The following is a 23,830-nucleotide window of genomic DNA, read 5'->3' on the forward strand; positions in this document are numbered from 1 at the left end:
CCTCAGGTGCTATTTGTTTTATTACCTACCAGTTCGGTTTCTGCTATTCATTGTTTACTGTATTTCAATTTTTTGATAATATAGTCCAAGGGGCCATCCGTCCCGTTAATCAAATCCTTTTGCGTGAGCGTTACTTCATAATCCGGTAAAATACCACTTCCTTCCGGCACGGAATTGTCCTTGACGTAATGATTGATATTAACCAAAGACATGTTCACAACTATTTTGGAATGAGGTAATTTATAAAAGACGGGAAACTGACCCGTATGAAAATAATAACCACCTCCTGTTTCTTCTCCAATGAGCTTAATTTGGGGGTTGTTCTTTGCGCTTAAAGCAAATGCGGAACCTGCCGAAAACGTATTTCCGCCAATTAACACATAGGTATTTCCCTTGAAGGGCCGTTTGTAGGGCTTCATCGTTTCTTCAGCCTTGTCAGTAGTTAAAATCCAACGCCCGTTTCTGTTTTCTGCATTGGCGAAGAAATCGTTGAAAAATTCCGTGTAACCCGACATCGTATGTATTTTGTAATCGGCTTCAATTAAGCCTGATGTAATCGCAGTCTCTGAAATTCTTTGTTTAAACGGCCGGTCCGAAAGGTAGGAGAAGAGCGTGATGGCATTCGCCCTGTATCCTCCAATGTTTTGTCTTACATCAATGATCAACGATGTTGCTTTTTGACGTTTTATTTCCTTAAAAATGTCAATAATCTCGGATTTGAATTCTTGAGGATCGATGCCGAATGAATTCACCGTCAGCACAGCGGTATTGATGGAATCAATAAAATAGACAAAGGGCAATTTTTGCTGTATGTGATGTTTGGCATGTTCAACTTTATCAACCTTACGGTGATACGAGGAAAAGTAGGAGCTTCTGTACGGATTGCGGATTCCGATACTTTGAAAAGACTGACTTTTGACTTTCGAAGTGTGGATACGGTGATCTGGTGTATGGTACGTAACCGTATAACCGCTCTTGGCTCCTAGTTCATAATAAAGCAGAATGCCGAATTCGAACTCTATTTGCCTGTGTTTTTTTGTGGTATTATAGCCATCGGATGGGGCATATTTGAGCATCCTTTGAATGAGTTCCTGACTTTTTAATCGATCAATGGCTATAATCTCCGAACCCAATGGGATACCGAAATCACCGGTATCCGTAAAAAGCTTTCCATCGATGATCTTTACCAACAGGGGGAACATTGTCGGAATGGTATCCATTGTAGGATGAAGTATCCTGAGATGGCCATCCCTGACGTTAAGCGCAAGGGCACTGATTTTTTTAAAGAAGTCCTGCGCATTATTAATATGTGTTATTTCCGCCTCAAAATCCGAAAAAATACTGTCCCACTCGGCCTTTGTCGTGTATTTGTACAGCCCCGGGTGACTGCCTGTTAATACATTCTTGAATATAGTATAGTCCTCCCGTAGTTGTTTTTCGGTTAATTCCGTTTGAGCAAATAAAGTAAAGGGTAGGAAGTTTATGAAAAAAAGAAGTTTGAGGCTCATCATCAGTGTCTTTTTGGGATGTGTGGTAACATAGAGTAAAATGCATCTTACACGTTTTTGGGTGTCTGTTTACTCAAATTTATATTTTATAGAGCCGTACTTTGTTTCGAAATCTTGTCCGTTATCATAGCCCACGGGGTTTATATAGGAGATTACACCGGTTTCTGAATTCAACAATGTTTTTAATCTTTTTAAGTATTCAGCCTTTTTTTCTTTTGTTCCGTCAACTGTCAGACTAAATACGATTTGATCGTCCTCTAGAATATTTGCCCCTACCATAATTCTGTTGGGGTTGTTTTCATACTTATTCCAGTAGAAAGTTTGTCTTACTCCTTTTGTATGGGTGTAATAACTTATGATTTCATCTTCCGACTCAAATTCATATGCTTCGTCATTGGGCTTTCCGATAAAATCCAAGTTTAACGGCTCATAATCAGGTATAAATTCATTCAGTACGGAGTAGATCAAGTCTCTTGATTTTTCTTTGACGAGTACTTGGCAGATAATACCCCGTATGAATTCTTCTTCTTTCATTCTAACTATAACGAACTTGAATATAAACTGAAAATCGTGGAATTAGCCTTCACCCATCATAAACAATATGGTGTTTTATCTAATCAATTAAATTTAATTTTTTACAGGAAGTATGTATCCGCCCTCTCCAAGAAGTTTTCAATTTTTCCCTCATCAATCCTCCAAGTTGCAAGAGTCTGCCACCGCTTCTTTTTCATGGGTTTGTCAGCGGTGATTTATACCAGTGGTATTTTGAAGAAAAGAAAGCCTAATCACATGGTAAAGTATCAACTTTTCCGAGGCCATTAAAACTTTGGAAAGGGAGAGAGAAAATCAATTCCGGACGATTGCCCCCCGGTTTCCGGATGGTTTTGCCCCTTCCGGACGATTGTACCCCTTATTCCATACGATTGACCCCCCGAAGAAATGAACCCTCCTTCTACATTTGAGTTGTGAGTCGAGGCGCCTGACCACGCATTTTCACAAACTACACAACAGCCTCTTGTACGGACTGTATTCTTTATCCTTAAAAGAGTAATTATGAAAAAAGAAAATTACCAACGTATCAGATTTCTATGCTTTCTGATGTATTGCCTGTTGGCTTCCACGGCCCTTCTGGCACAAGAAAGGCACGTAATATCCGGAGCCGTGACCGATGGAGAGTCAGGCGAACCCTTACCCGGTGTGACGATCCTCGTCAAAGGGACTACCGAAGGAACCACAACAGATTTTGAAGGTAAATATAAATTGGAAGCTCCGTCAGAGGGAGTTTTGGTATTTAGCGCCATTGGGTATCAAAGTCAAGAAGTATCGGTGGGAGATCAATCGATGATCAATATTACCATGAGTGTTGACGTCACTAAGCTGGACGAAGTGGTGGTGATCGGTTACGGAACCCAATCCCGGGAAACCTTGACCACCTCTGTCTCCAAAGTGGATCAAAAAGTATTGGAAAACGTACCTTATACCAATGCCGCTTCGGCTTTGCAAGGTTCTATTTCCGGGGTGAGGGTGCAGAATACTTCCGGCCAGCCGGGGGCTTCTCCCAGAATCATCCTAAGAGGAGGAACCTCTATCAATAATCCTAACGGTTCTACGCCTTTGTACATCATTGACGGGGTATTTCGCAGTCAAATGGACGATGTCAACCCGGACGATATCGAGAGCATGCAGGTATTGAAAGATGCCGCAGCCACGGCTATCTATGGTTCGCGGGCATCCAACGGAGTAGTGATCATCAATACTAAAACCGGAGAGGCCGGCAAAACCCGGATTTCGTACAAATACAACCTGGCTTTTTCCGAACTTCAAAAGCGCTATGACTTGGCTTCGGCCCGAGATTTTATCTATTTTAACCGCTTAGGGCTTGCTGCTACAGGTGAGAAACATCCCGAAAGGTTGAGCCGCTTGGATTTGGCAACCGGTTCGGGGATTGGCAACGACCTGAGTAATAGTACTTCTTTTACGACACAATACCTTACCCCGGAAAATGAGCACAAGCTCAAGGAAGGTTGGGAAAGTATGCCCGATCCCTTGGACCCTACCAAAACGATTATCTTTAAAGATACGGACTGGCAGGATGTACTTTTCAGAACCGGTGTGACACAAAACCATTACTTGTCAGCTTCGGGCGGTGGACAAAAAGCAACCTTTGACCTGGGTGTAGGCTATCTGAACAGTGAAGGGATTGCCATTCACACCGGATATAAGCGATTTACCGCCCGCTTGAACGGGGATTTGAAAATCAATAATCAACTTTCGGTGTATGGAAAAATCAATTTTACCAATTCCTCCAATACGCAAGTATTTAGTGAGAACCAGCTTTTCCAACGCTCGTTAGCTTTGCCTCCCACAGCTAAATACCAATATGAAGACGGGACATTTGCTCCCGGGCAAAACCGGGGTATTGGTAATCCGGCTTATCATCTGGAAAAGGCTAAGGCATTTCACAATACCAATCGCTTGACGATGAGTGTGGGAGGGAATTGGGAAATTGCCAAAGGCTTGAGCTTTGAACCTTCGGCTTCCTTGTATGCCGTTCAAGCCATCAACAACAATTTTCAAGAGGCATACTACAATACCCCGACACAATTTATCGATTCGCGAAATGCTTCTGCCAGTCATTCTACCTATTGGCAAAAGCAATTTGACGGTATCTTCACTTATAACACCTCGCTAAACAACCTGCACAATGTGCAATTGAAAGCCGGGGCTACTTATCAGGATAGAAAAAATTATAGTTTGAGTGCCGCAGGTAGAGGAGCCGCTACGGACAATGTGCCGACTTTGAATGCCGCTGCCGAACCGACCAGTGTCTCCAGCAGTACGTCTCAATTCCGCACCATAGGATTTTTCGGACGCGTTTTGTATGATTTCGATCAGAAGTATTTACTCTCGGCTAATCTCCGGTATGACGGGGCTTCCAACCTGGGAGACAACAACAAATGGGGAGTATTTCCGGGGATTTCCGTGGGATGGAATTTGCATAGGGAAAATTTCTGGGAAGCAATCCCCAAGCAAGTAAGCCGCTTGAAAATCCGGGCGAGCTACGGGGTAAACGGAAACCTGAGTGGGTTGAACGACTTTCATGCACAAGGGGCTTACACCGCCGGAACAAGATATAACGGAAATGCCGCGATCCAGAACAACCGTATGGCCAATCAGGATTTGCAATGGGAGGAATCCCGTACGTTTGACCTGGGGTTTGACATGGGCTTGTTCAATGACCGGGTGTCCGTCATCTTTGATTACTACCGGAGGAAAACCAATAATTTGCTGACCGACCTCAGCCTGCCGTATTCAACGGGCTTCAGCAGTATTCTCACTAACCTGGGTACTTTGGAAAACAAGGGTGTGGAGTTGGAGATTTCAGCCAATATGATTCAGGCAAACAGTGGTTTTCAGTGGGATGTGAGTGTGAATGCCTCCCGGAACAAAAACAAAATTTTGAAACTGCCTGAAAATGACAACGAAAATAACCGTATCGGAGGAATTTATGTGTACGATCGGGGAAGTGGAGAATATGTATGGAAAGGTGGATTGCAAGAAGGAGGAACCTTGGGCGAAATGTACGCTTACAAACATTTGGGCGTATACGCGACCGATCAGGAAGCGGCTGAAGCTCCGGTAGATATGTTGGTAGCCGGCTCGGATAAGTCCAAATTCGGAGGGGATGTCAACTGGCTGGATGTGGATGCCAATGATACCATCGATACGCGCGACCGGGTGTATATGGGAAATATTTATCCCAAATGGACCGGAGGGATTAGCAATTCCTTTGCATATAAAGGCCTGAGCTTGATGATCCGGATGGACTTTGCGGTCGGTCATACCATTTATAACTTAAGCCGAGCCACTTTTAACGGTCAGTACCAAGGCGATATTGGCATTACGAACGAAGTGTTGAATTCCTGGCAGAACCAAGGGGACGTTACCGATATCCCCCGGTATTATTGGGCGGACCAGCTGGCTCAAAACAATTCCTTTAGAGGAAGCTCTTTTTACTATGAAAAAGGAGACTACCTGGCCCTGCGCGAGGTGACCCTAAGCTATCAAGTACCCAACTTTCCGTGGATTAAAAGAATCGGAATGCAAAACCTGCGGGTATATGCTACCGGTAGCAACTTGCACTACTTTACCAGTTATAAGGGGTTGCTTCCGGAAGATGGCGGTACCGATAGTGGGCGATATCCCTATCCCCGTACATTTACGATGGGTTTGAACGTCTCTTTTTAAAATTTTAACCGAAAGTAAATTATGAAAATACTACATAGATTCATTATCGGCTTGTGGCCGTTACTTGCTGTAGTGGCCTGCACACAAGACTTGGAACTGTCTCCTGTAAGTAGCATGACGGTAAATTCTTTCTGGAAAACGGAAGACGATGCCAAAGGAGGACTTTACGGAATGTACGGGCGCTTCCGCGACCAGGCTGCCAATAACCTGTATTTTTGGGGAGGGGCCCGCAGTGAAGAATTGAGTTATGGTTTGCAGGCTTCGGAAGGCCGGGAGCGTTATTTTGAAAATACCTTGGATGTCAACTATGCCGGGCCCAACTGGCTGCGCTTGTATACGGTGATTCACGATGCCAATTTGATTCTCAAATATGTTCCGGCCATCAACTTTGTGAATGAAGAGGATAAAAATGAAATTTTGGCTCAAGCCTATGCCATGCGGGCCTATGTATATTTTATCATGAGCCGGACTTGGGGAGATGTTCCTTTGAGTCTGGAACCGACCGAAGGTTATGGAGGAGAATCGACTTTTCGTGCCCGGACTTCCGTGGAAGAAGTTTTTGCCCAAATCAAAAGTGATATCGACCAAGCCTTGACTTTATTTCCTGGTAATGCTTTTCCCTCCGGGAGAAGTATATGGTCTAAACCGGCCGTAAATGCCTTGAAAGGAGAGGTGTATTTGTGGACGGCCAAGCGGATGAATGGAGGAAGTGCTGACTTGACGGCAGCTCTCAATGCCTTAAAAGAAGTACAAAATGCGGATGTGGCATTGCTTGAGGATTTTGACCGGGTTTTTCGCTATGACAACAAAGGAAATCAGGAAGTATTGATGGCCGTTCACTTTGAAGATTTGGAGTCGGGAAGCAATTACAACAACAGTATGTATATCCGGGGCGATCAAATTCCGGTAAATACAACCGAAGAAGTAAAAGCCATGTTGGGAACAGGAGGAGGATTGAACCGTTGGGCACCTTCGGAAGAGCTTAGAAATCAGTTTGTTGAAGAGGATCAGCGGAAAGATGTTACCTTTGTAGAGGTATATACTTATGATGAAGGGAACAACGCCAGCTATTATGCTTCTGCGGTTTTAAAGTTCAGAGGATTTGAGGATGCCGGGGCCCGCAAATTTATGGACGATGTGATTTTGTATAGATATGCAGATGTTCTGCTAATGATGGCCGAGGCGAAAAACGGACTAAACCAAGACCCTTCTGCGGAAATCAATGAAGTGCGCCAACGGGCTTACGGAGACGATTTTGATGCGCATGTTTTTACCGGTGGTACACAGGCTGAAAACGATGTGGCCATCTTGAAAGAGCGCTTGTTGGAATTTGCTTTTGAGGGTAAACGTTGGTGGGACCTGGTACGCTTCGGAAAGGCTTTCGAACGGGTGCCTTCCTTGCAAAACCGCAGCGGGCAAGAGCATTTATTATTGTTTCCGATTTCGGAAAGTACAATGAGCTTGAATTCAAAAATCACCCAAAATCCCGGGTATTAATCCTTGAGGCAAGACCTTCCGGGTTTTCAAACCCTGGAAGGCCTCAACTTCCATCCGGTGTCCGGAATTCATTTATGAAAAATATACCCAATGAAAATTGAAAAATTACAAGGCTTGATCGCGGCTCCTTTTACTCCGATGGACAAAAGTGGAGCGCTGAATTTGGAAATGGTTCCGGTATTGGCCGGTTCATTAGTGAAAAACAGAGTCAAAGGGGCGTTTATCTGTGGTTCTACCGGAGAAGGTGTTTCGCTTACTTTTGATGAAAAAAAACAAGTGTTTTCCGCTTGGGGAAAGCAGGCTTCTCCCGATTTAAAAGTCATCGCTTTGGTAGGGGGAACTTCCGTGTCGGAAGCTCGCCAATTGGCCTTACATGCGCAGGAATGCGGGCATTTCGGAATTTCATTGGTAGCTCCTTATTATTTCCAAGCAGCCAATGTGGCGCAATTGGTACGTTTTTGTGCCGATGTAGCGGAGGTCGTTCCACAAATGCCGTTTTACTTCTATCATATTCCGGTGCTTTCGGGATGTTATTTTTCTATGTATGAATTCCTTCTGGAAGCCGAAGATAAAATCCCTAACCTGGCCGGCATCAAATACACCCAGGAGGATTTAATGGATTTTAGCCTTTGCCTTCAGTTTAAAGATCAAAAATACGACCTGCTTTGGGGAAGGGACGAATGCTTGTTAGCGGCCATGGCCATGGGGGCGAAAGGAGGAGTTGGCAGTACGTATAACTATGCTGCGCCCTTATATCATCGACTCATGGAGGCATTTGAAACCGGAGATATGGAAAAGGCCCAACATCTTCAAAATGAATCCATTGCTTTTATCCGCTTTTTGGGAAAATACGGAGGGATCGGGACCGGTAAAGCCTTTATGAAACTGGTGGGATTAGACTGTGGGGAATTCAGAACTCCGGTAAAAAATCTTTCTGCCGGACAGTTGGAGGCCCTCCGGAGAGACTTGGAAAATATCGGCTTTTTCGACTATTGCTCTAAGGTTTAACCTCTGATAGATCCATATATAAATTTGATTTGCCTTGCGTGTCTTTTCAGGGCAAATTTTCAAACGAAAAGAGAATGATTTATAACTACTTGATAGTCTTTTGTCTGTTGCTTGCCTCCGTGAGTTGCAAGCCAAAAGTACAGAAGGTTCAACAACAGGAATTTTTTACTTGGGAAGAAGTAGAGCAATTGCCGGCAGCTCCGGGTGAAACCCGGCAGTTCGGGTTGGCGGGGATGTTTGCAGGAGTGCACAAGGGGGCTTTGATTCTAGCCGGAGGAGCTAATTTCCCCGGAGGAAAACCCTGGGAAGGCGGACAGAAGAAATGGTGGGATGATATTTATGTATTGGAAAAAGACGGTGAAAACTATCAGTGGTACACTGCCAGGCATTTCAAATTACCCTTACCGTTAGCTTATGGGGTTTCTGTTGCTACGGAGCAAGGGCTTTGGTGTATTGGAGGCAATAACCGGGAAGGAGCACAGTCCGATGTATTTTTACTTCAGTGGGACCCGGTGGCTAAAACGGTTTCTGTACAAACACAGACGTCCTTACCCTATCCACTGGCCAATGCTTCCGGAGGAATCATCGGAGAGACTATTTTCCTGGCCGGAGGAGAGTCAGACAAAAGCGTATCATCCAGGTTTTTATCGTTAAACCTTTCCCAAAGTCAAAAGGTATGGAAAGAGCTTCTTTCCTGGCCGGGGGAGGCCCGGTCGCATGCCTTGGGTTTGGTACAGTCAAACGGAGAAAATTCATGTTTCTATCTCCTGGGTGGCCGGCAGTTGCAAAGTAATGGCATTAGCAAAGTATATGCGGACGCTTTTTGTTATGATCCTTCCAATGTAAAATGGACGCAAGTGGCGAGTTTGACAGATGATGCCGGACAAGCCGTGCCCTTTTCCGCAGCCACTGGAGTCGCCTTTGGAGCAGGTTCACTGGTGATTACCGGAGGGTCTGAAGAAAAAATGCATAATCAATTGGAGCAATATGGAATATTAATCTCCCAGGCGGAAGGCGATGCAAAGGACAGACTCATCCATGAGCGGGATTTGATTTTAAACAATCATCCCGGTTTTAGCAAAAAGATGTATGCTTATCATACGGTTACCGATACCTGGGAATACCTCAATGACTTTCCGGAAGAGAGCCTGGTGACAACACCGTCTCTGGTTTGGGAGAATGAAATTTTGATTCCCAGCGGTGAAATTGCCCCGGGTATCAGAACCCCGGCTATTATCAGAGGGGTTCCGGTCAAAACGGATTCCTTTGGCTGGATCAATTATACGGTTGTAGTGGTCTATTTACTATTGTTAGTGGGGATCGGTTTTCTCTTTTCCAAAAACCAAAAAAGCACTACCGATTTCTTCAAGGCCAGTGGGCGTATCCCTTGGTGGGCAGCGGGCATCAGTATTTTCGGTACCCAACTCAGCGCCATTACTTTTATGGCTATTCCGGCCAAAGCATATGCCACCGACTGGGGGATGTTTTTTCTATTGATAACCGTACTGATGGTTGCCCCTTTAATTATCCATTTCTTCCTTCCTTTTTTCAGAAGGCTGAATGTGACATCCGCTTATGAGTACCTGGAGCAGCGCTTTAATACCGCTACCCGGCAAGTGGGGGCGGCTATGTATGTATTGATGCAAATCAGCCGGCTGGGAATTGTACTGTTGTTGCCTTCCCTGGCGCTTTCGGTAGTGACGGGAGTGGATGTGAGTTTGTGTATTTTAATCATGGGTGTATTGAGTATTGTTTATACGGTATTGGGTGGTATAGAAGCTGTAATCTGGACGGACGTGATGCAGGTGATGGTGCTGTTGGGAGGAGCTTTGTTTTGCCTGGTTTGGATTCCGTTTCAAATCGGAGGCCAGCCTTCCGCATTATTGCACCAAGTAATGTCAGATGAAAAATTCAGCCCTGTCAATCTGGATTTTGACTTTACACAACCTACACTTTGGGTGGTGATCATTGGTGGCTTAGCTTCGAATATCATCCAGTATGGTAGCGATCAGACAGTGATTCAACGGTACCTCACCACCAAAACGGAGCAAAGTGCTGCCAATGGCATCAAGACGGGAGCCTGGATGGTGTTGCCTTCCGCCCTGATCTTTTTTTCCATAGGGACTGCCTTGTTTTTGTTTTTTAAAAATCATCCGGACACCTTGAATCCCACCCTGGAAAATACGGATACCATCTTCCCATGGTACATTGTTTCTCAATTGCCGGAAGGCATTTCAGGGCTACTCATTGCAGCGGTTTTTGCAGCGGCCATGTCCAGTTTGGATAGTAGTATGAACTCCGTATCCACGGTCATCACACAAGACTTTTACAAACCTTATCTTACATCAGTTGACGAGCAGAAAGAATTGTCTTTTGCCCGGAAGGTAACGGTGGTTATCGGGATGTTAGGCACCGGAACGGCCTTGTTGATGGCCAACCTGAATATCCTTTCCCTTTGGGACCAGTTCAATGAAGTGGTGGGGCTTTTTGCCGGAGGTTTGGGCGGCCTGTTTCTCTTGGGAATTTTCACCAAAAAAGCAAATGGAGCCGGGGCGTTGACCGGATTAATACTCAGTGGTTTGGTACAATATATAGTAAAAGTACATACGTCTTTGCATCTGCTTTTGTATGCCTTTACAGGAATGGTTTCCGCATTTCTCTTGGGCTATCTCTTTAGTTTGTTGATCCCGGATAAGGCGCATCGAAAAAGAGAGCTGACCTATACCCGCCTGGTCTCTGAAAAGGTGGAAAATGAAATTCCGGTAAACAAATGAGAATTGTAATCTATAACTGAAAGTACGAACTTCAAGGACTTAGCTTATTTGTCCATCAAAACAGCAAAAATTTATGAGACCTTATGTATTAGCCGAAACCAACTGGACACAGGTAAAAGACGAAAATTACCGGGTGGCTATTTTGCCTTGGGGAGCCACGGAAGCACACAATTATCACTTGCCCTATGCTACGGACAATATTCTGGGAGAGGGAGTAGCCTTGGAAGCTGCAAAAATTGCCTGGGAAAAAGGAGCCAAGCCCCTGGTACTTCCCACGGTCCCCTTTGGCGTGAACACAGGGCAATTTGGTGTCAAGTTTTGTATGAACATGAACCCTAGTACTCAGTTGGCACTATTGAAAGACTTGGTAGATGTACTGAACAGGCATCAATTAAACAAGCTGGTCATTCTCAATGCCCATGGCGGCAACCACTTCAAACAGATGATCCGGGAATTGTATGCCCATTATCCGGAGGTATTCGTTTGTGCGATCAATTGGTGGCAATCAGTGGATGCCCGGCCTTATTTCGATGAACCGGGCGACCATGCCGGGGAACTGGAAACCAGTGTAATGATGCACCTCACTCCCGAATTGGTACTGCCCTTATCCGAAGCCGGAGACGGCCGCTCGTATCCTTACAAATTGAAAGGCTTGCGGGAAGGATGGGTAAGCGCACAGCGGCTTTGGACAAAGGCTACCAAAGATACAGGCGTGGGAGACCCGAAGGCCTCTACCGCTGAAAAAGGCAAGGCTTATCTGGAAGCCACTTCTTCAAAAATTGCAGCGTTTCTGATCGAATTGGCTGCGGCAGACCTGAACGATTTATATGAAAATGAGTAAAGAAATATCGAAATTAACTTTTATACAACTCCCTTTTCTTGCGGTTTGCATTTTATGGATTAGTTCCCTTTCAGAAGTGTCTGGAACGGTACTTACTGCACGAAACTATCGGCAAGCAGAAATCGGACGACTGGCTTTGTTACCCTATCCCAAAGAAGTACAGCACCACAGCGGAACCTTGCTTTTGTCTCAGGATATCAAGATAATTTGTAGGGATACCTCCTTGGAAGAGTTTGTGCCCGAGCTAAAAAACAGCTTTCGTTCCTTTCCCACACAGGGGGAAATAAGGCTGGAACTTTCTTTGGAAACGGTGGAAGTCCCTATGCTAAAAGAAGAAGCCTATGTGCTTGACATTACACCTCAGAAGATAGGAATCAAGGCGAATCGCGTGATGGGTATCCGGTGGGGGATCCGTACCTTACAGCAGTTGCTGGAACTTACGGAAACCCCTTTTCTCCAGGCGATGACGATCAAGGATTGGCCATCCTTCAAAGTCCGGGGGCTGATGCATGATGTGGGGAGAAATTTTATTCCCTTAAATGTATTGAAAGAACATATCCGAATTATGTCGGCGTATAAGCTTAATACCTTTCATTGGCATTTGACAGAAGATATCGCCTGGCGCTTGGAATCCAAAAAATACCCGGAACTTAACCAACCGGAAAATATGCTCCGGGACCCGGGCATGTATTACACTTTTGCGGAAGCCCGGGAGCTGATTGCCTATGCAGAAATGCTGGGAGTCAATGTTATTCCCGAAATAGATATGCCGGGCCATAGTCAGGCTTTTGAAAGGGCCTTTTCCACGGATATGCAATCCGAAAAAGGCAGTGTTTTAGTGAAAGAATTGCTGTTGGAGGTATGCGAGGAGTTAGACGTTTCCACGATACATATCGGGGGAGATGAGGTGAAAATTTATAACAAAGATTTTTTACCGGAGATGATCCGGCTTTTGGAGGAACAAGGAAAGCAGGTGATTGGCTGGTTGCCCGGAGGAAACCTGAAAAACACCGTAATCCGGCAGTTGTGGACTGGAATGACCCAGCCACCGGAAAATATACCCGCGATTGATTCCAGGCATCTGTACCTCAATCATAACGACCCGCTTTCGGGAGTGGTGAAAATATTTAACCGGCAGATTTGTGATGTTTCACAAGGAGATCCATATCGCTTGGGTGCCATTGCCTGTATCTGGCCGGACCGGAGATCTCTTTCCCAAAAACAATTGATACAATCCAATGCCCTCTTCCCTTCTTTGTTGGCCTTAGCCGAACGGATCTGGCAAGGTGGTGGGTATCCGGAGTACTCCGTCAATATGGGTCCTGAAGAAAGTGAGCAGTTTCAGGCTTTTCGAGCGTTTGAAAACCGTTTGTTACTTCATAAAAAGAAATTCTTTCAGGCAATGCCCTTTCCCTATGTCCGTCAAACACAGGTTTCCTGGGCTTTGATTGGGCCGTTTGCTAATCATGGAAATTTGAAGCAGGCATTTGCTCCTGAAGATTTCACAAAAAAATCGTATTCGCAATCAGCCATGAATGTGCGGGGGAGCACGGTATGGTTAAGGCATTGCTTCCACCCCTATGCTTTCGGTCATTTGAAGGACGCCTCTCCCAAATCCACCTATTATGCCCTGACGAAGGTCAACGTATCAAAAGCCCGGGAGGGCCACTTATGGGTAAGTTTTCACAACCCTTCCCGCTCGGAAAAGGATGCAACACCTTCGGAGGGCAAGTGGGATTATAAAGAAAGCAAAATATGGCTGAACGGGCAGGAACTGGCCCCGCCTAAATGGTCAAAGCCGGGGAGGGAAGGGCATGCGGAAGCTCCGTTGTTGGACGAAAGTTACGAAATGCGTCCTCCGTTAGCGGTTGAGTTGAAAGAAGGATGGAATACCATTTTGGTAAAACTGCCGGTAGGGGCCTTTACCACAAAACATACCCGCTTAGTGAAATGGATGTTTACCGCAGCTTTGGTGGAAAGGGTGGACGGGCAATGGGAAGCGCTGGAAGGAGTGGAGTACAAAGCCCTGTAAAAGAAAACCGGTGAAAAGAAAACATGTAATTGAATTCTCAAAAATGAAAAACCTGTTCCTCCTTTTCAGTTTGTGCATCCTGTGGAACCCGGAAATGACCCGGGCCCAATTGCGCCTTCCGGAAATTTTTGGCGATCACATGGTTTTGCAGCGGGATTTACCGGTGCCGGTTTGGGGAAGTGGCTTGGCAAGCGGCCAGAAAGTCCGGGTGAAATTAGGTAAGCATTCGGTACAGGCAGTGGCTGATGCAAATGGAGCCTGGAAAACAGAGTTGCCGCCTATGAAAGCCGGAGGACCTTATGTGCTTCGGATTAGCACAGGAAAAAAGGAACTTGTGTTTAAAGATGTTTTGATCGGGGAGGTTTGGCTGTGTTCCGGGCAATCCAATATGGCCTGGCCCTTGATGCATTCCGAAGGGTTCGAATCGCTGAAAACTTCATTGGACCGCTCACAACTCCGTCTGTTCAAAATGGAAAAAGACGTACATATTCGTCCGAAGGCTTATACAGAGACAGAACTTGAACGTGTGCTAAACGGGAAATTTTATCAAGCAGCTACCTGGCAACATTGTACCGCTGAAAGCGCTCCGTCATTCTCTGCGGTCGCGTACCACTTTGGAACGCAGTTGTTGGACAGCCTGAAAGTACCCATCGGTTTGATTCAAAATGCCATCGGAGGTTCTCCGACTCAGGCCTGGATCAGCAAGGAAGCTTTGCAGGCCCATCCGCAACTTTGTAAATATGCTCCTCATACTGAGGGGAGAGATTGGTTTTCAGTACAAGAACTTCATCCGTTTGTTGTAGAGCGGGTGAAGAAGAATTTGGGAATGGCCTTGGAAAACGGACAAGCAACGGCTGAGCAGCATCCGTTCTCACCGGCATATTTATACACACAAGGCATTGCCCCTTTGTTGCCCTATGCCATCCGGGGAGTAATCTGGTACCAGGGAGAGTCGAATGCCAATCACCCGGAGGAACATCAAGCACTCTTTGAAGCTTTAATCCGGAATTGGAGAAAGGACTGGCAACAGGGAGATTTCCCTTTTCTTTATGTACAACTTCCCGGTATTAGCGACCGGAACCGTTGGCCGGAATTCAGAGCATTGCAAAAAGAAACACTTCGCCTGCCAAATACGGGAATGGCTGTTACCATTGAGTTAGGGCATCCTACAGATGTGCATCCCCGGAAAAAACAACCTGTGGGAGAACGACTGAGCCGGATTGCGTTAGCGAAAATATATGGATTCGAATTGGAGTATTCCGGCCCTACGGTATCCGCTTACCGGATAAAAGATCAAAAGTTATACATCACTTTTGAACATGCCCGCCACTTGACAACTTCAGGAGGGGAAGCGCTGAAAGGTCTGGTGCTGCAGGGATATGAAAAGAATGGAACACAGGAAGTCATCAGGCCGGTGACACAGGTACAACTGGAAGGCAACCGTCTCATCCTTTCAGTTCCCGAAGAGCTTTCTGTCACTAAAGTGAAATATGCCTGGGCACCCTTTCCCGAGTGCAATTTGATCAATGAAGCGGGATTACCGGCTTCACCGTTTTGTGTGGAATTACCGGGTAATTTTTAGAAGAAAACATAAAACTATAGATAGAAGTAAAATGAGAACGTGTTTATTTTTTCTCTGTATGGGACTGATAATTTTGACCTCCTGTACATCAACTACGAAACAAGGAAGTTCAGTAATCCGGATGATCGGATTTGAGGATTTACCCGTTGGGGATTTTGCAAAAGGGCTAATGGGCAATACCTTCTTGGAGGTGACCAAAGGCCGGGCAGAGGTGCTTACTCAGCCGGTGGCCAGTGGCGAAAAAGCCTTGAAACTGGCCGGGCCGGAAACGGTGGTCGAATGGGATTTAAGCCAACTTTCCACTCCGGTAATCGGGGTTGCCTTTCGGGCCGAGCGCTGGTCGGGAAAGGAACCGTTTGCCTTTACAATTGAAAGAGAATCTCAAGGAAGTTGGTCAACGGTAAACCTTGGAGCACAAAAAGCGTTGACAGGGAGGTTGGCTCCTTTTGTGTTGCAGTTTGACGAACCAGCCGAAAAACTTCGGATCACATGTCAGGCGCCTGAGGAGGCCGGTGTGGTGTTGGACGATTTTACCTTTTTATCCGGAGCTGCGATGCAGTTGGATTCTGTGGCGGTTTACCGTCCGGAATTTCCTGTATTGAAAAGTAAAAAAGACAATCCGGTTTTACAGATGGCCGTATATGTTTCTGGAATATCCGAACCTCTGCAAGTAGAGCAGTTCCTGTTAAGCCGGCCGGAAACCAAGCGTCCGGCAGGAGTAAAGGCGGTAAGGGTATACTATACAGGTGCTTCCCCTGATTTTTCCGGTCAAAACGTATTTGCGGAAGTGGATTTGAAAAGTCAAAAATGGGAAGCCTACGGTCAGCAAACCTTGCAACATGGAGTCAATTACTTTTGGGTAAGTTATGAGTTGGACGGGCAGATCAGTTTAACCGATAGACTCTCCGCTCTTTGTGAAAGCGTACTCATCAGTGGGAAAGCCATCGTTCCCAAACAAATATCCAAAGAAAGATCACTCAGAACAGGCATTGCTCTCCGCCAACATGGAGAAGATGGCGTGGACACGTACCGTATTCCGGGCTTGGCGACTACCAATAAAGGTACGTTGATTGCTGTTTACGACATTCGTAGAAACAGCTCGGTTGATTTGCAAGAAGATATAGATGTGGGAATGCAACGAAGTACGGACGGTGGGGAAACCTGGGAGCCCATGCAGATAATCATGGATATGGGGGAGTACGGAGGGAAGCCTCAGACTGAGAATGGGATTGGCGATCCTTCCGTTTTGGTGGACCGGAACACCGGCACCATTTGGGTGGCAGGTGTCTGGGCGCACGGACATCCCGGAAAACGCAATTGGTGGGCTTCAAAGCCGGGTTTGTCGCCGGAAGAGACCAGCCAGTTTGTATTAGTGAAAAGTGAAGACGATGGAAAAACCTGGTCGGAGCCAATCAATATCACCCGGCAAATCAAACATCCGGATTGGTATTTATTGCTGCAAGGCCCGGGCAAAGGCATCACTTTAAAAGACGGTACGCTGGTATTTCCGGCCCAGTTCAAGGACCATGAGCAAGTGCCACATTCCAGTTTGATATACAGTACCGATCATGGGAAAACCTGGCATATGGGTACCGGGGCAAAATCCCATACCACAGAAGCACAAGTCGTGCAGTTGGAAGACGGTAGCCTGATGCTGAATATGCGGGACGACCGAGGTCGCGAAGAAATCGGGGCGCGTTCGGTTGCCATTACCCGGGATTTGGGGAAGACCTGGGAGGAGCATCCTACATCCCGGAAGGCTCTCCCGGAACCGGTTTGTATGGCCAGCCTGATCCGGCATACTTATCAAGGAAAAGAGGTGCTTTTGTTTTCCAACCCGCATACTACCAAAGGCCGGCATCATATGACGGTTCAGTTGAGCCGGGATGAAGGAGCTACTTGGCCCACTCAGCATCATTTACTGCTGGATGAAGGATATGGCCGGGGGTATTCTTGTATGACCAGCATTGACGAAGAAACCATTGGCATTCTTTATGAAGGCAGCCAGGCAGATTTGATTTTCCAGAAGTTTCAACTAAAAGAATTGCTCGATACTCCCCAATAGTTCATTAGCACTTAACCGTTAGTTAGAATTTATCTTCATCCGAACACCTCATTGGCTGGCTGTCAGTGTTATCCAATGAGGTGTAGTGGACACCTATATGCTTATTTAAAATGAGATCGTATGAAAAATTTTAAAAACTATCCACTACAGTACAAAAATGCACTCTTGCAAAACGTCATCCCTTTTTGGGAAAATCATTCCATCGACCGGAAGTACGGAGGGTATTTTACTTGTCTGGATCAAAGGGGAAAGGTATTCGATACCGATAAATTTGTCTGGTTACAAGGACGCCAGGTTTGGACCTTTTCCATGCTGTATAACAAAGTGGAAAAGAGAGAAGAATGGCTGGAGACGGCAACATTTGGCGCGGAGTTTCTAAAAAAGTACGGCAGGGACCGGGACAGGAATTTCTATTTTTCCCTGGACCGAAAAGGAACCCCGCTGATTCAAGCCTATAATATTTTCTCGGATTGTTTTGCCGCTATGGCATTTAACCAGTATGCCTTGGCCACAGGAAAAAGCGAATACTTGGACCTGGGTGTGACTATTTTCAATACTATTCTGAAAAGAAAAAATAATCCCAAAGGAAAGTACGAAAAGAGTACGGGCAACCGGCCATTGCAAAATTTTGCGTTGCCTATGATCCTTTCCAATCTGGTATTAGAACTGGAAAGTGCACTGAAACCGGAATTGGTGGAAGAAACCTTGTCGGAATGTGTGCATTTGGTTATGAATGAGTTTCTGGACCCGAATGATGGATTGGTCTATGAAAATATTGCTGCGGACGGCTCTCACCCGGATACCTTCGAAGGGCGTCTGATCAACCCCGGGCACGGTATTGAGGCGATGTGGTTTATCATGGATATCGCCAAACGCCAAGGAAATCAAACGCTCATCGAGCAAGCCGTAGCCACGACTTTACAGCTCATCGAATACGGCTGGGACCAGGAATTCGGAGGGATTTTTTACTTTTTGGATGCTCAGGGCAAACCTCCTTTGCAATTGGAATGGGACCAAAAACTATGGTGGGTACACCTGGAGGCTCTGGTGGCGCTTTCGAAAGCTTATCAGCTCACACAAAACCCGGAAGTGGTTTATTGGTTGGAAAAAATTCATCAATACAGCTGGACACATTTTGCCGATCCGCAATACGGAGAGTGGTTTGGCTATCTGAATCGTCAAGGAAAACCCTTGTTGTCATTAAAGGGAGGAAAGTGGAAAGGTTGTTTTCATGTGCCGAGGGCGATGTATCAATGCTGGAAAACCCTGGAAAATGTATAAGCTAGCCGGTGTTTTTAGCTAATATCAAGAACTTGACCACTGCTTAAAACGCTTATATTCCATTGCATTTCATAGGTATGAATTGTACCTTGGCGTCTTTTACATCAAATAGGTCAAGCACAGTGAAAAAAGTTACCCACAAGCAAAATTTACGAAAGATAGTATATGCCATTCGCGGTTTTTTGATACTTATATTTTTTTATCTGTTAGGGGAAGGTTTGGTGAAGTACCTGAAGGTGCCCCTCCCGGGCAATGTGTTGGGAATGTTGTTGATCTTTATCACTTTACAAACGGGTATTCTCCGTTTGGAACAGGTCAAGTTTGCTGCGGGAAAACTACTGGCTTACCTGGCGTTGTTTTTTGTGCCCTATGGTGTCGGGTTGATCCAATATGAATCCATGCTCGCCCAATACGGCTGGGCAATGTTGCTAAGTGTGGTCATAAGTACCTTTTTTACTTTATGGATGAGTGCTTTTGTCTTTGATAAACTACTGGATCGATGAGCATTCAAGAAATCTTTAGTCGTCCCGAGGTAAGTATTGCATGCACCATAGGATTTTATATGGGAGGAAAATATGTATACCACCGTACCAAGTGGTTGCTTTTCAGTCCTGTAATTGTCAGTATTGTTGCGGTGATGTTGCTCTTGCGTTTCATGAAAATTCCGTTTGAAGAATACAATCAAGGTGGCCAATGGTTAACTTGGCCATTGGGGCCTTCGGTGGTGGCATTAGGAGTGTTGTTACACGAAAAATTTGAATTGGTGAAGAAGCAAGCTCTTGGCTTTTTATTGTCTGTAGTGGTGGGAAGTTTGGGAAGTATGTTGAGTATTATGGCTTTGGCTTTGTTTTGTAAATTACCAGAAGAACTTACTTTATCCATTTTACCAAAATCCATCACAACTCCTATTGCTTTGGAAGTGACCGCAATGGTAGGGGGAATTCCTTCCTTAACGGCCGGGGTGGTGATCTTTGTAGGCATTATCGGAAATGCATTTGGGCCTTTGTTTTTAACTTTTTTCAAAATCAATCGTCCGGCAACGATTGGATTGGCTTTGGGTACGGCCTCTCATGGGATCGGTACGGCCCGTGCTGTGGAGTTTGGCGAATTGGCGGGGGCTTACAGTGGGTTGGCCATGTGTCTGAACGGGTTGCTTACCGTAGTGACAGCTCCTTATCTATGGCAAAGCTTGCAGCCCTTTTTCGTATAAAAATAACTTTTAAGTAGTGCTTTTTATGCCCGTATGAGCGATTGAAAGAAATGATAGATGAGAGAAAGCCGATGAAAAATTGTTGGTAAAAAAATCCCATCAAAAGTCAAAAGCCTTTGATGGGATAGCTCTTCTTATTTTGTAAGATGGTTTTACCAGTATTTTTCCATGATTTCCTGCATTACCGGATATTGTGCGTCCGTATCGCCGAATTCTTGACGTTGTGCCAAAAGTTCTTCTTTCATTTCTTTGATTACATCTTGATACTCGGAGTCCTGATAGGCATTATGCAATTCTTTGGGATCCTTTTCCAAGTCGTAAAATTCCCAGGCAGGTTCTGTGGTTTCCTTTCCGGAACCTGACATATCCAAAGCTTGTCCATAGAAGAAGGCCAGTTTATAGCGGTCGTTGCGCAAACCAAAATGTGCCGGGCGTGCGGGGTAATGTTGCCAGTAACGGTAGTAAACCGACTTTCGCCAGTCTTGAGGAGTTTGGCCTTTTAAGTTTTGACGAAAGCTTCTGCCTTGAATAGATTCCGGCTTTTTGATCCCTGCGTAGTCGAGGAATAAAGCCGGAAAATCGATGTTGAGCACAAGGTCGTCTATCCGGGTGCCTCCAGGGATTTCTTTGGGGTAACAAACGACAAATGGCATTCGCAAGGATTCTTCATAAATCAATCGTTTATCAAAAAAACCATGCTCTCCTAAAAAATATCCTTGGTCAGCCGTATAGACCACGACCGTATTTTCAGCCAAGCCTTCTTTTGCCAGATAATCCAGCAATTTTCCAATATTGTCATCGATAGCGGCCCCACAGCGCATAAAATCTTTGACAAATTTTTGATATGCTTTTTTTCTGAGCTGAACGCTGTCCAGGCCTGCCGTTTCGAAGGGCAAACCGGGGTAGCTAGTCCAATAGGTATCCGGATGTTCATAGGCTTGTTGCCAGCGCGCTACCATGTTTTCCAATTTTTGACCGACAAAGGTTCTCCCGGTTGTTTCCGGGCCAAAGTCAAGCAATGACTCCGGTTCAGGAATTTCTTCGTCTTTGTACAAGTCTTTGTAACGCTCCGGATAGTCAAAAGGCTCATGAGTTGCTTTGAAGTGCGTCATCAGGAAAAAGGGTTTGTCTTTTGCCCGTTGGTTGAGCCACTCGATGGATTTGTCTGCGATGACATCGGCAGAAAAACCCTGGTGTTCTTGGCCTCCTTTGCTGCCGTCTTCCCAATTGTCAGCCGTTTTCAAAAGCGGGTTATGGTACCTTCCTTGCCCCGGCAATACATTGAAATAATCAAAGCCGGCAGGTTGTTTTTTTAGGTGCCATTTCCCGACAATCGCCGTTTGATAGCCATTACTTTTCATGAGCTTGGCCACGTTCATACTGTCCGGTTGTAAGGGGTCAGAAAGCGTATAAACTCCATTGCGGTGGCTGTATTGCCCGGTCAGGATGGAGGCCCGGCTGGGGACACAGATCGAATTGGTACAAAAGGCATTGTTCAATACGGTTCCGGTATTTGCCAGTCGCTCAATATTAGGCGTTTTTACATGCTCTTTGAGAATCCCTCCGTAAATGCCCCATGCCTGAGCGGTATGATCATCCGACATGATGAAGAGGATATTGGGCCGGGGGGCTTTTTCTTCCGAAGGGGCACAAGCCTGAAAGAAAAAGATACCCAGTAAAAGTAAGTAGTTGTAAATGATAGGTTTTTTCATAGGTCATTATCTTGTAGTCCAATCGGGTAAAAATAAGAATTATGTAGCAGGAATGAAGAGTCAATGATCCAATAAAACATTTAATCTTGGCATGTCTTTGGTTAAACCCTCTTTCATCCGAATTTTTCTGTATCTTTAGTGCCCGAAACCAATATTTTAGACAAACATACTTATGATGAAAAGAAACTTAGAGAGAGTATTTACCTTCGTCACCACACTTGTATTCATTAGCTTTATTACCAACATACAAGCACAAGAATTTTCCCGGCAAGACACCTTGAGAGGTTCGATTACCCCCGAAAGGGCTTGGTGGGATTTGGTGTATTATCACCTTGATATTACAGTGCATCCTGAAAGTAAATCCATTGAAGGAAAAAACACAGTCCGGTACAAAGTGATTGACGGAACCAAACGGATGCAGATTGATTTGCAAGCTCCTTTGGAACTGTATAAAGCCACACAGAATGGCGAAGAACTGACCATCGACCATGAGGGCAATGCACATTTTATTCACTTGAAAGAAGCACAAGAGAAAGGAGATGTCAAAGAAGTGGTGGTGTATTACCGTGGTGTGCCTGTAGAAGCTGTAAGACCTCCCTGGGACGGGGGAATCACCTGGCGGAAAGACGAAATGGGCAATCCCTTTATCGCTTCTTCTTGCCAAGGGATCGGGGCTTCCGTATGGTGGCCTTGCAAAGACCATATGTACGATGAGGTGGACAGTATGATGATCAGCGTGAATGTGCCCAAAGAGTTGATGAACATCTCTAACGGTCGGTTGGTAAAAGTGGAGAAAGGGAAGAAAAAAACCAAGACGTACCATTGGTTTGTAAGTAATCCCATCAACAACTATGGCGTAAATATCAATATCGGTAATTATGTGCATTTTGGCGAGAAATACGAAGGGGAAAAAGGCACCTTGGATATGGATTATTATGTGTTAGAGCATAATCTTGAAAAAGCCAAGCTTCAATTCAAAGATGCGCGAAGAACCATCGAAGCGTTTGAGCATTGGTTTGGGCCGTATCCTTTTTACGAAGACAGTTACAAACTGGTAGAAGCGCCTTATTTGGGAATGGAACATCAAAGCTCGGTGACGTACGGGAACGGTTACCAAAACGGATACAGAGGCCGGGACTTGAGTGGCTCGGGCTGGGGGTTGAAATTTGACTTTATCATTGTGCATGAATCCGGACACGAATGGTTTGCCAATAATATTACGTATAAGGATATAGCCGATATGTGGGTGCATGAAAGTTTTACTAATTATTCCGAAGGATTGTTTGTAGAACATTTTTATGGGAAAGAAGCCGGTGCGGAATATGTGATCGGTACAAGGTCTAATATCCAAAATGATATTCCTGTCATCGGCCCTTATGATGTAAACCAGAGAGGTTCGGGAGATATGTATTACAAAGGAGGGAACATGTTGCATACAATCCGGCAACTGGTGAAGAATGATGAGAAATGGAGGCAATTATTAAGAGGCTTGAACAAGGAGTTTTATCACCAAACGGTCACGACCAAACAGGTGGAAGATTATATGATCCGGGAACTAGGCCTGGACCTGAAACCTATCTTTGATCAATACCTCCGGACGACTATGGTGCCGACTTTCGAGTACATTGTAAAAGATGGAAAAATTCACTTTAAGTGGAACAATTGTGTGAAATATTTTAATATGCCTGTAAAGATTTGGGTTGACGGGAAGCCTACATGGTTGAATCCGGTGAATGAGTGGAAATCCGAAGACTTACCTTTGGAAAGCTCTTCTGTAGAAGTAGATCCGAATTTTTATATTGGTATTTTAAATTACTAGTTTGCCTTTTCCCATAGGGGGTTGGTTAATGACTAATTTTTTGCCCTGAGTTACCAAGCCGGTAGCCCGGGGCAATTGTTTTTGTGATATGCTGAACCAGCAGTGGCAACCCCGGGAAGCATTACGATATATGACAATTTTCCATTGCTAGGATGGAATAACCCTATATTTTTCTTTAAGATATTGTTTGTGACCCAAAAAAACCGGAAAGCCACAAAGCGGCCTTCCGGAGTCTTGAATACATACACATACT

Annotated in this window: 15 protein-coding genes; 12 read left to right on the forward strand and 3 right to left on the reverse strand. The window is 45.3% G+C overall.

Annotation, left to right across the window (positions count from 1 at the left end):
• Nucleotides 1-47: 47 nt before the first annotated feature.
• Together AAG747_RS22460 and AAG747_RS22465 are read right to left on the reverse strand one after the other, a co-directional pair.
• Entirely contained in the window at nt 48-1,511 is a 1,464-nt protein-coding gene (locus AAG747_RS22460) for a S41 family peptidase (protein WP_346823484.1), read from the reverse strand.
• A 66-nt stretch (nt 1,512-1,577) separates the two neighbouring features.
• Nucleotides 1,578-2,042: a hypothetical protein gene (locus tag AAG747_RS22465; RefSeq protein ID WP_346823485.1), complete on the reverse strand. Its 465-nt coding sequence runs from the start codon at nt 2,040-2,042 to the stop codon at nt 1,578-1,580.
• Between the two features lie 519 nt (nt 2,043-2,561).
• Between AAG747_RS22465 and AAG747_RS22470 the strand changes: the two genes are divergently transcribed.
• The 11 genes from AAG747_RS22470 to AAG747_RS22520 all read left to right on the forward strand — a co-directional run bounded on the left by AAG747_RS22470 (nt 2,562) and on the right by AAG747_RS22520 (nt 20,046).
• On the forward strand, nt 2,562-5,756 hold the full coding sequence (locus AAG747_RS22470) for a SusC/RagA family TonB-linked outer membrane protein (protein ID WP_346823486.1): 3,195 nt from the start codon (nt 2,562-2,564) through the stop codon (nt 5,754-5,756).
• A 21-nt stretch (nt 5,757-5,777) separates the two neighbouring features.
• On the forward strand, nt 5,778-7,253 hold the full coding sequence (locus tag AAG747_RS22475) for a RagB/SusD family nutrient uptake outer membrane protein (protein WP_346823487.1): 1,476 nt from the start codon (nt 5,778-5,780) through the stop codon (nt 7,251-7,253).
• Nucleotides 7,254-7,343: 90 nt separating this feature from the next.
• The gene (locus AAG747_RS22480; RefSeq protein ID WP_346823488.1) at nt 7,344-8,261 is read left to right on the forward strand and encodes a dihydrodipicolinate synthase family protein; all 918 of its coding nucleotides are present in this window, start codon (nt 7,344-7,346) and stop codon (nt 8,259-8,261) included.
• Nucleotides 8,262-8,335: 74 nt separating this feature from the next.
• Nucleotides 8,336-11,035: a sodium:solute symporter family protein gene (locus tag AAG747_RS22485; protein ID WP_346823489.1), complete on the forward strand. Its 2,700-nt coding sequence runs from the start codon at nt 8,336-8,338 to the stop codon at nt 11,033-11,035.
• Nucleotides 11,036-11,108: 73 nt separating this feature from the next.
• Nucleotides 11,109-11,876: a creatininase family protein gene (locus tag AAG747_RS22490; protein WP_346823490.1), complete on the forward strand. Its 768-nt coding sequence runs from the start codon at nt 11,109-11,111 to the stop codon at nt 11,874-11,876.
• Nucleotides 11,863-13,908 (forward strand): family 20 glycosylhydrolase, encoded by a 2,046-nt coding sequence (locus AAG747_RS22495; RefSeq protein ID WP_346823491.1) that lies wholly within the window; start codon nt 11,863-11,865, stop codon nt 13,906-13,908. The genes AAG747_RS22490 and AAG747_RS22495 overlap by 14 nt, the downstream gene beginning before the upstream one ends.
• A gap of 43 nt (nt 13,909-13,951) precedes the next feature.
• Nucleotides 13,952-15,490, forward strand: a complete 1,539-nt coding sequence (locus AAG747_RS22500; RefSeq protein ID WP_346823492.1) for a sialate O-acetylesterase — start codon at nt 13,952-13,954, stop codon at nt 15,488-15,490.
• A 58-nt stretch (nt 15,491-15,548) separates the two neighbouring features.
• On the forward strand, nt 15,549-17,555 hold the full coding sequence (locus AAG747_RS22505) for an exo-alpha-sialidase (RefSeq protein ID WP_346823493.1): 2,007 nt from the start codon (nt 15,549-15,551) through the stop codon (nt 17,553-17,555).
• 120 nt (nt 17,556-17,675) lie between these two features.
• Nucleotides 17,676-18,836: a n-acyl-d-glucosamine 2-epimerase gene (locus AAG747_RS22510; protein WP_346823494.1), complete on the forward strand. Its 1,161-nt coding sequence runs from the start codon at nt 17,676-17,678 to the stop codon at nt 18,834-18,836.
• Between the two features lie 122 nt (nt 18,837-18,958).
• The gene (locus AAG747_RS22515; RefSeq protein WP_346823495.1) at nt 18,959-19,339 is read left to right on the forward strand and encodes a CidA/LrgA family protein; all 381 of its coding nucleotides are present in this window, start codon (nt 18,959-18,961) and stop codon (nt 19,337-19,339) included.
• Nucleotides 19,336-20,046 (forward strand): LrgB family protein, encoded by a 711-nt coding sequence (locus tag AAG747_RS22520; RefSeq protein WP_346823496.1) that lies wholly within the window; start codon nt 19,336-19,338, stop codon nt 20,044-20,046. The genes AAG747_RS22515 and AAG747_RS22520 overlap by 4 nt, the downstream gene beginning before the upstream one ends.
• Nucleotides 20,047-20,198: 152 nt before the next feature.
• On the opposite strand, the gene AAG747_RS22525 is transcribed toward AAG747_RS22520, so the two are convergent.
• Nucleotides 20,199-21,758 carry a sulfatase family protein gene (locus tag AAG747_RS22525; protein WP_346823497.1) on the reverse strand — a complete coding sequence of 520 codons (1,560 nt, stop codon included), beginning with the start codon at nt 21,756-21,758 and terminating at the stop codon, nt 20,199-20,201.
• 172 nt (nt 21,759-21,930) lie between these two features.
• On the opposite strand from AAG747_RS22525, the gene AAG747_RS22530 reads away from it, so the two are divergent.
• Nucleotides 21,931-23,577 carry a M1 family metallopeptidase gene (locus AAG747_RS22530; protein WP_346823498.1) on the forward strand — a complete coding sequence of 549 codons (1,647 nt, stop codon included), beginning with the start codon at nt 21,931-21,933 and terminating at the stop codon, nt 23,575-23,577.
• Nucleotides 23,578-23,830 lie beyond the last annotated feature (253 nt).

The organism is Rapidithrix thailandica (assembly GCF_039710355.1).
GTDB lineage: Bacteria > Bacteroidota > Bacteroidia > Cytophagales > Flammeovirgaceae > Rapidithrix > Rapidithrix thailandica.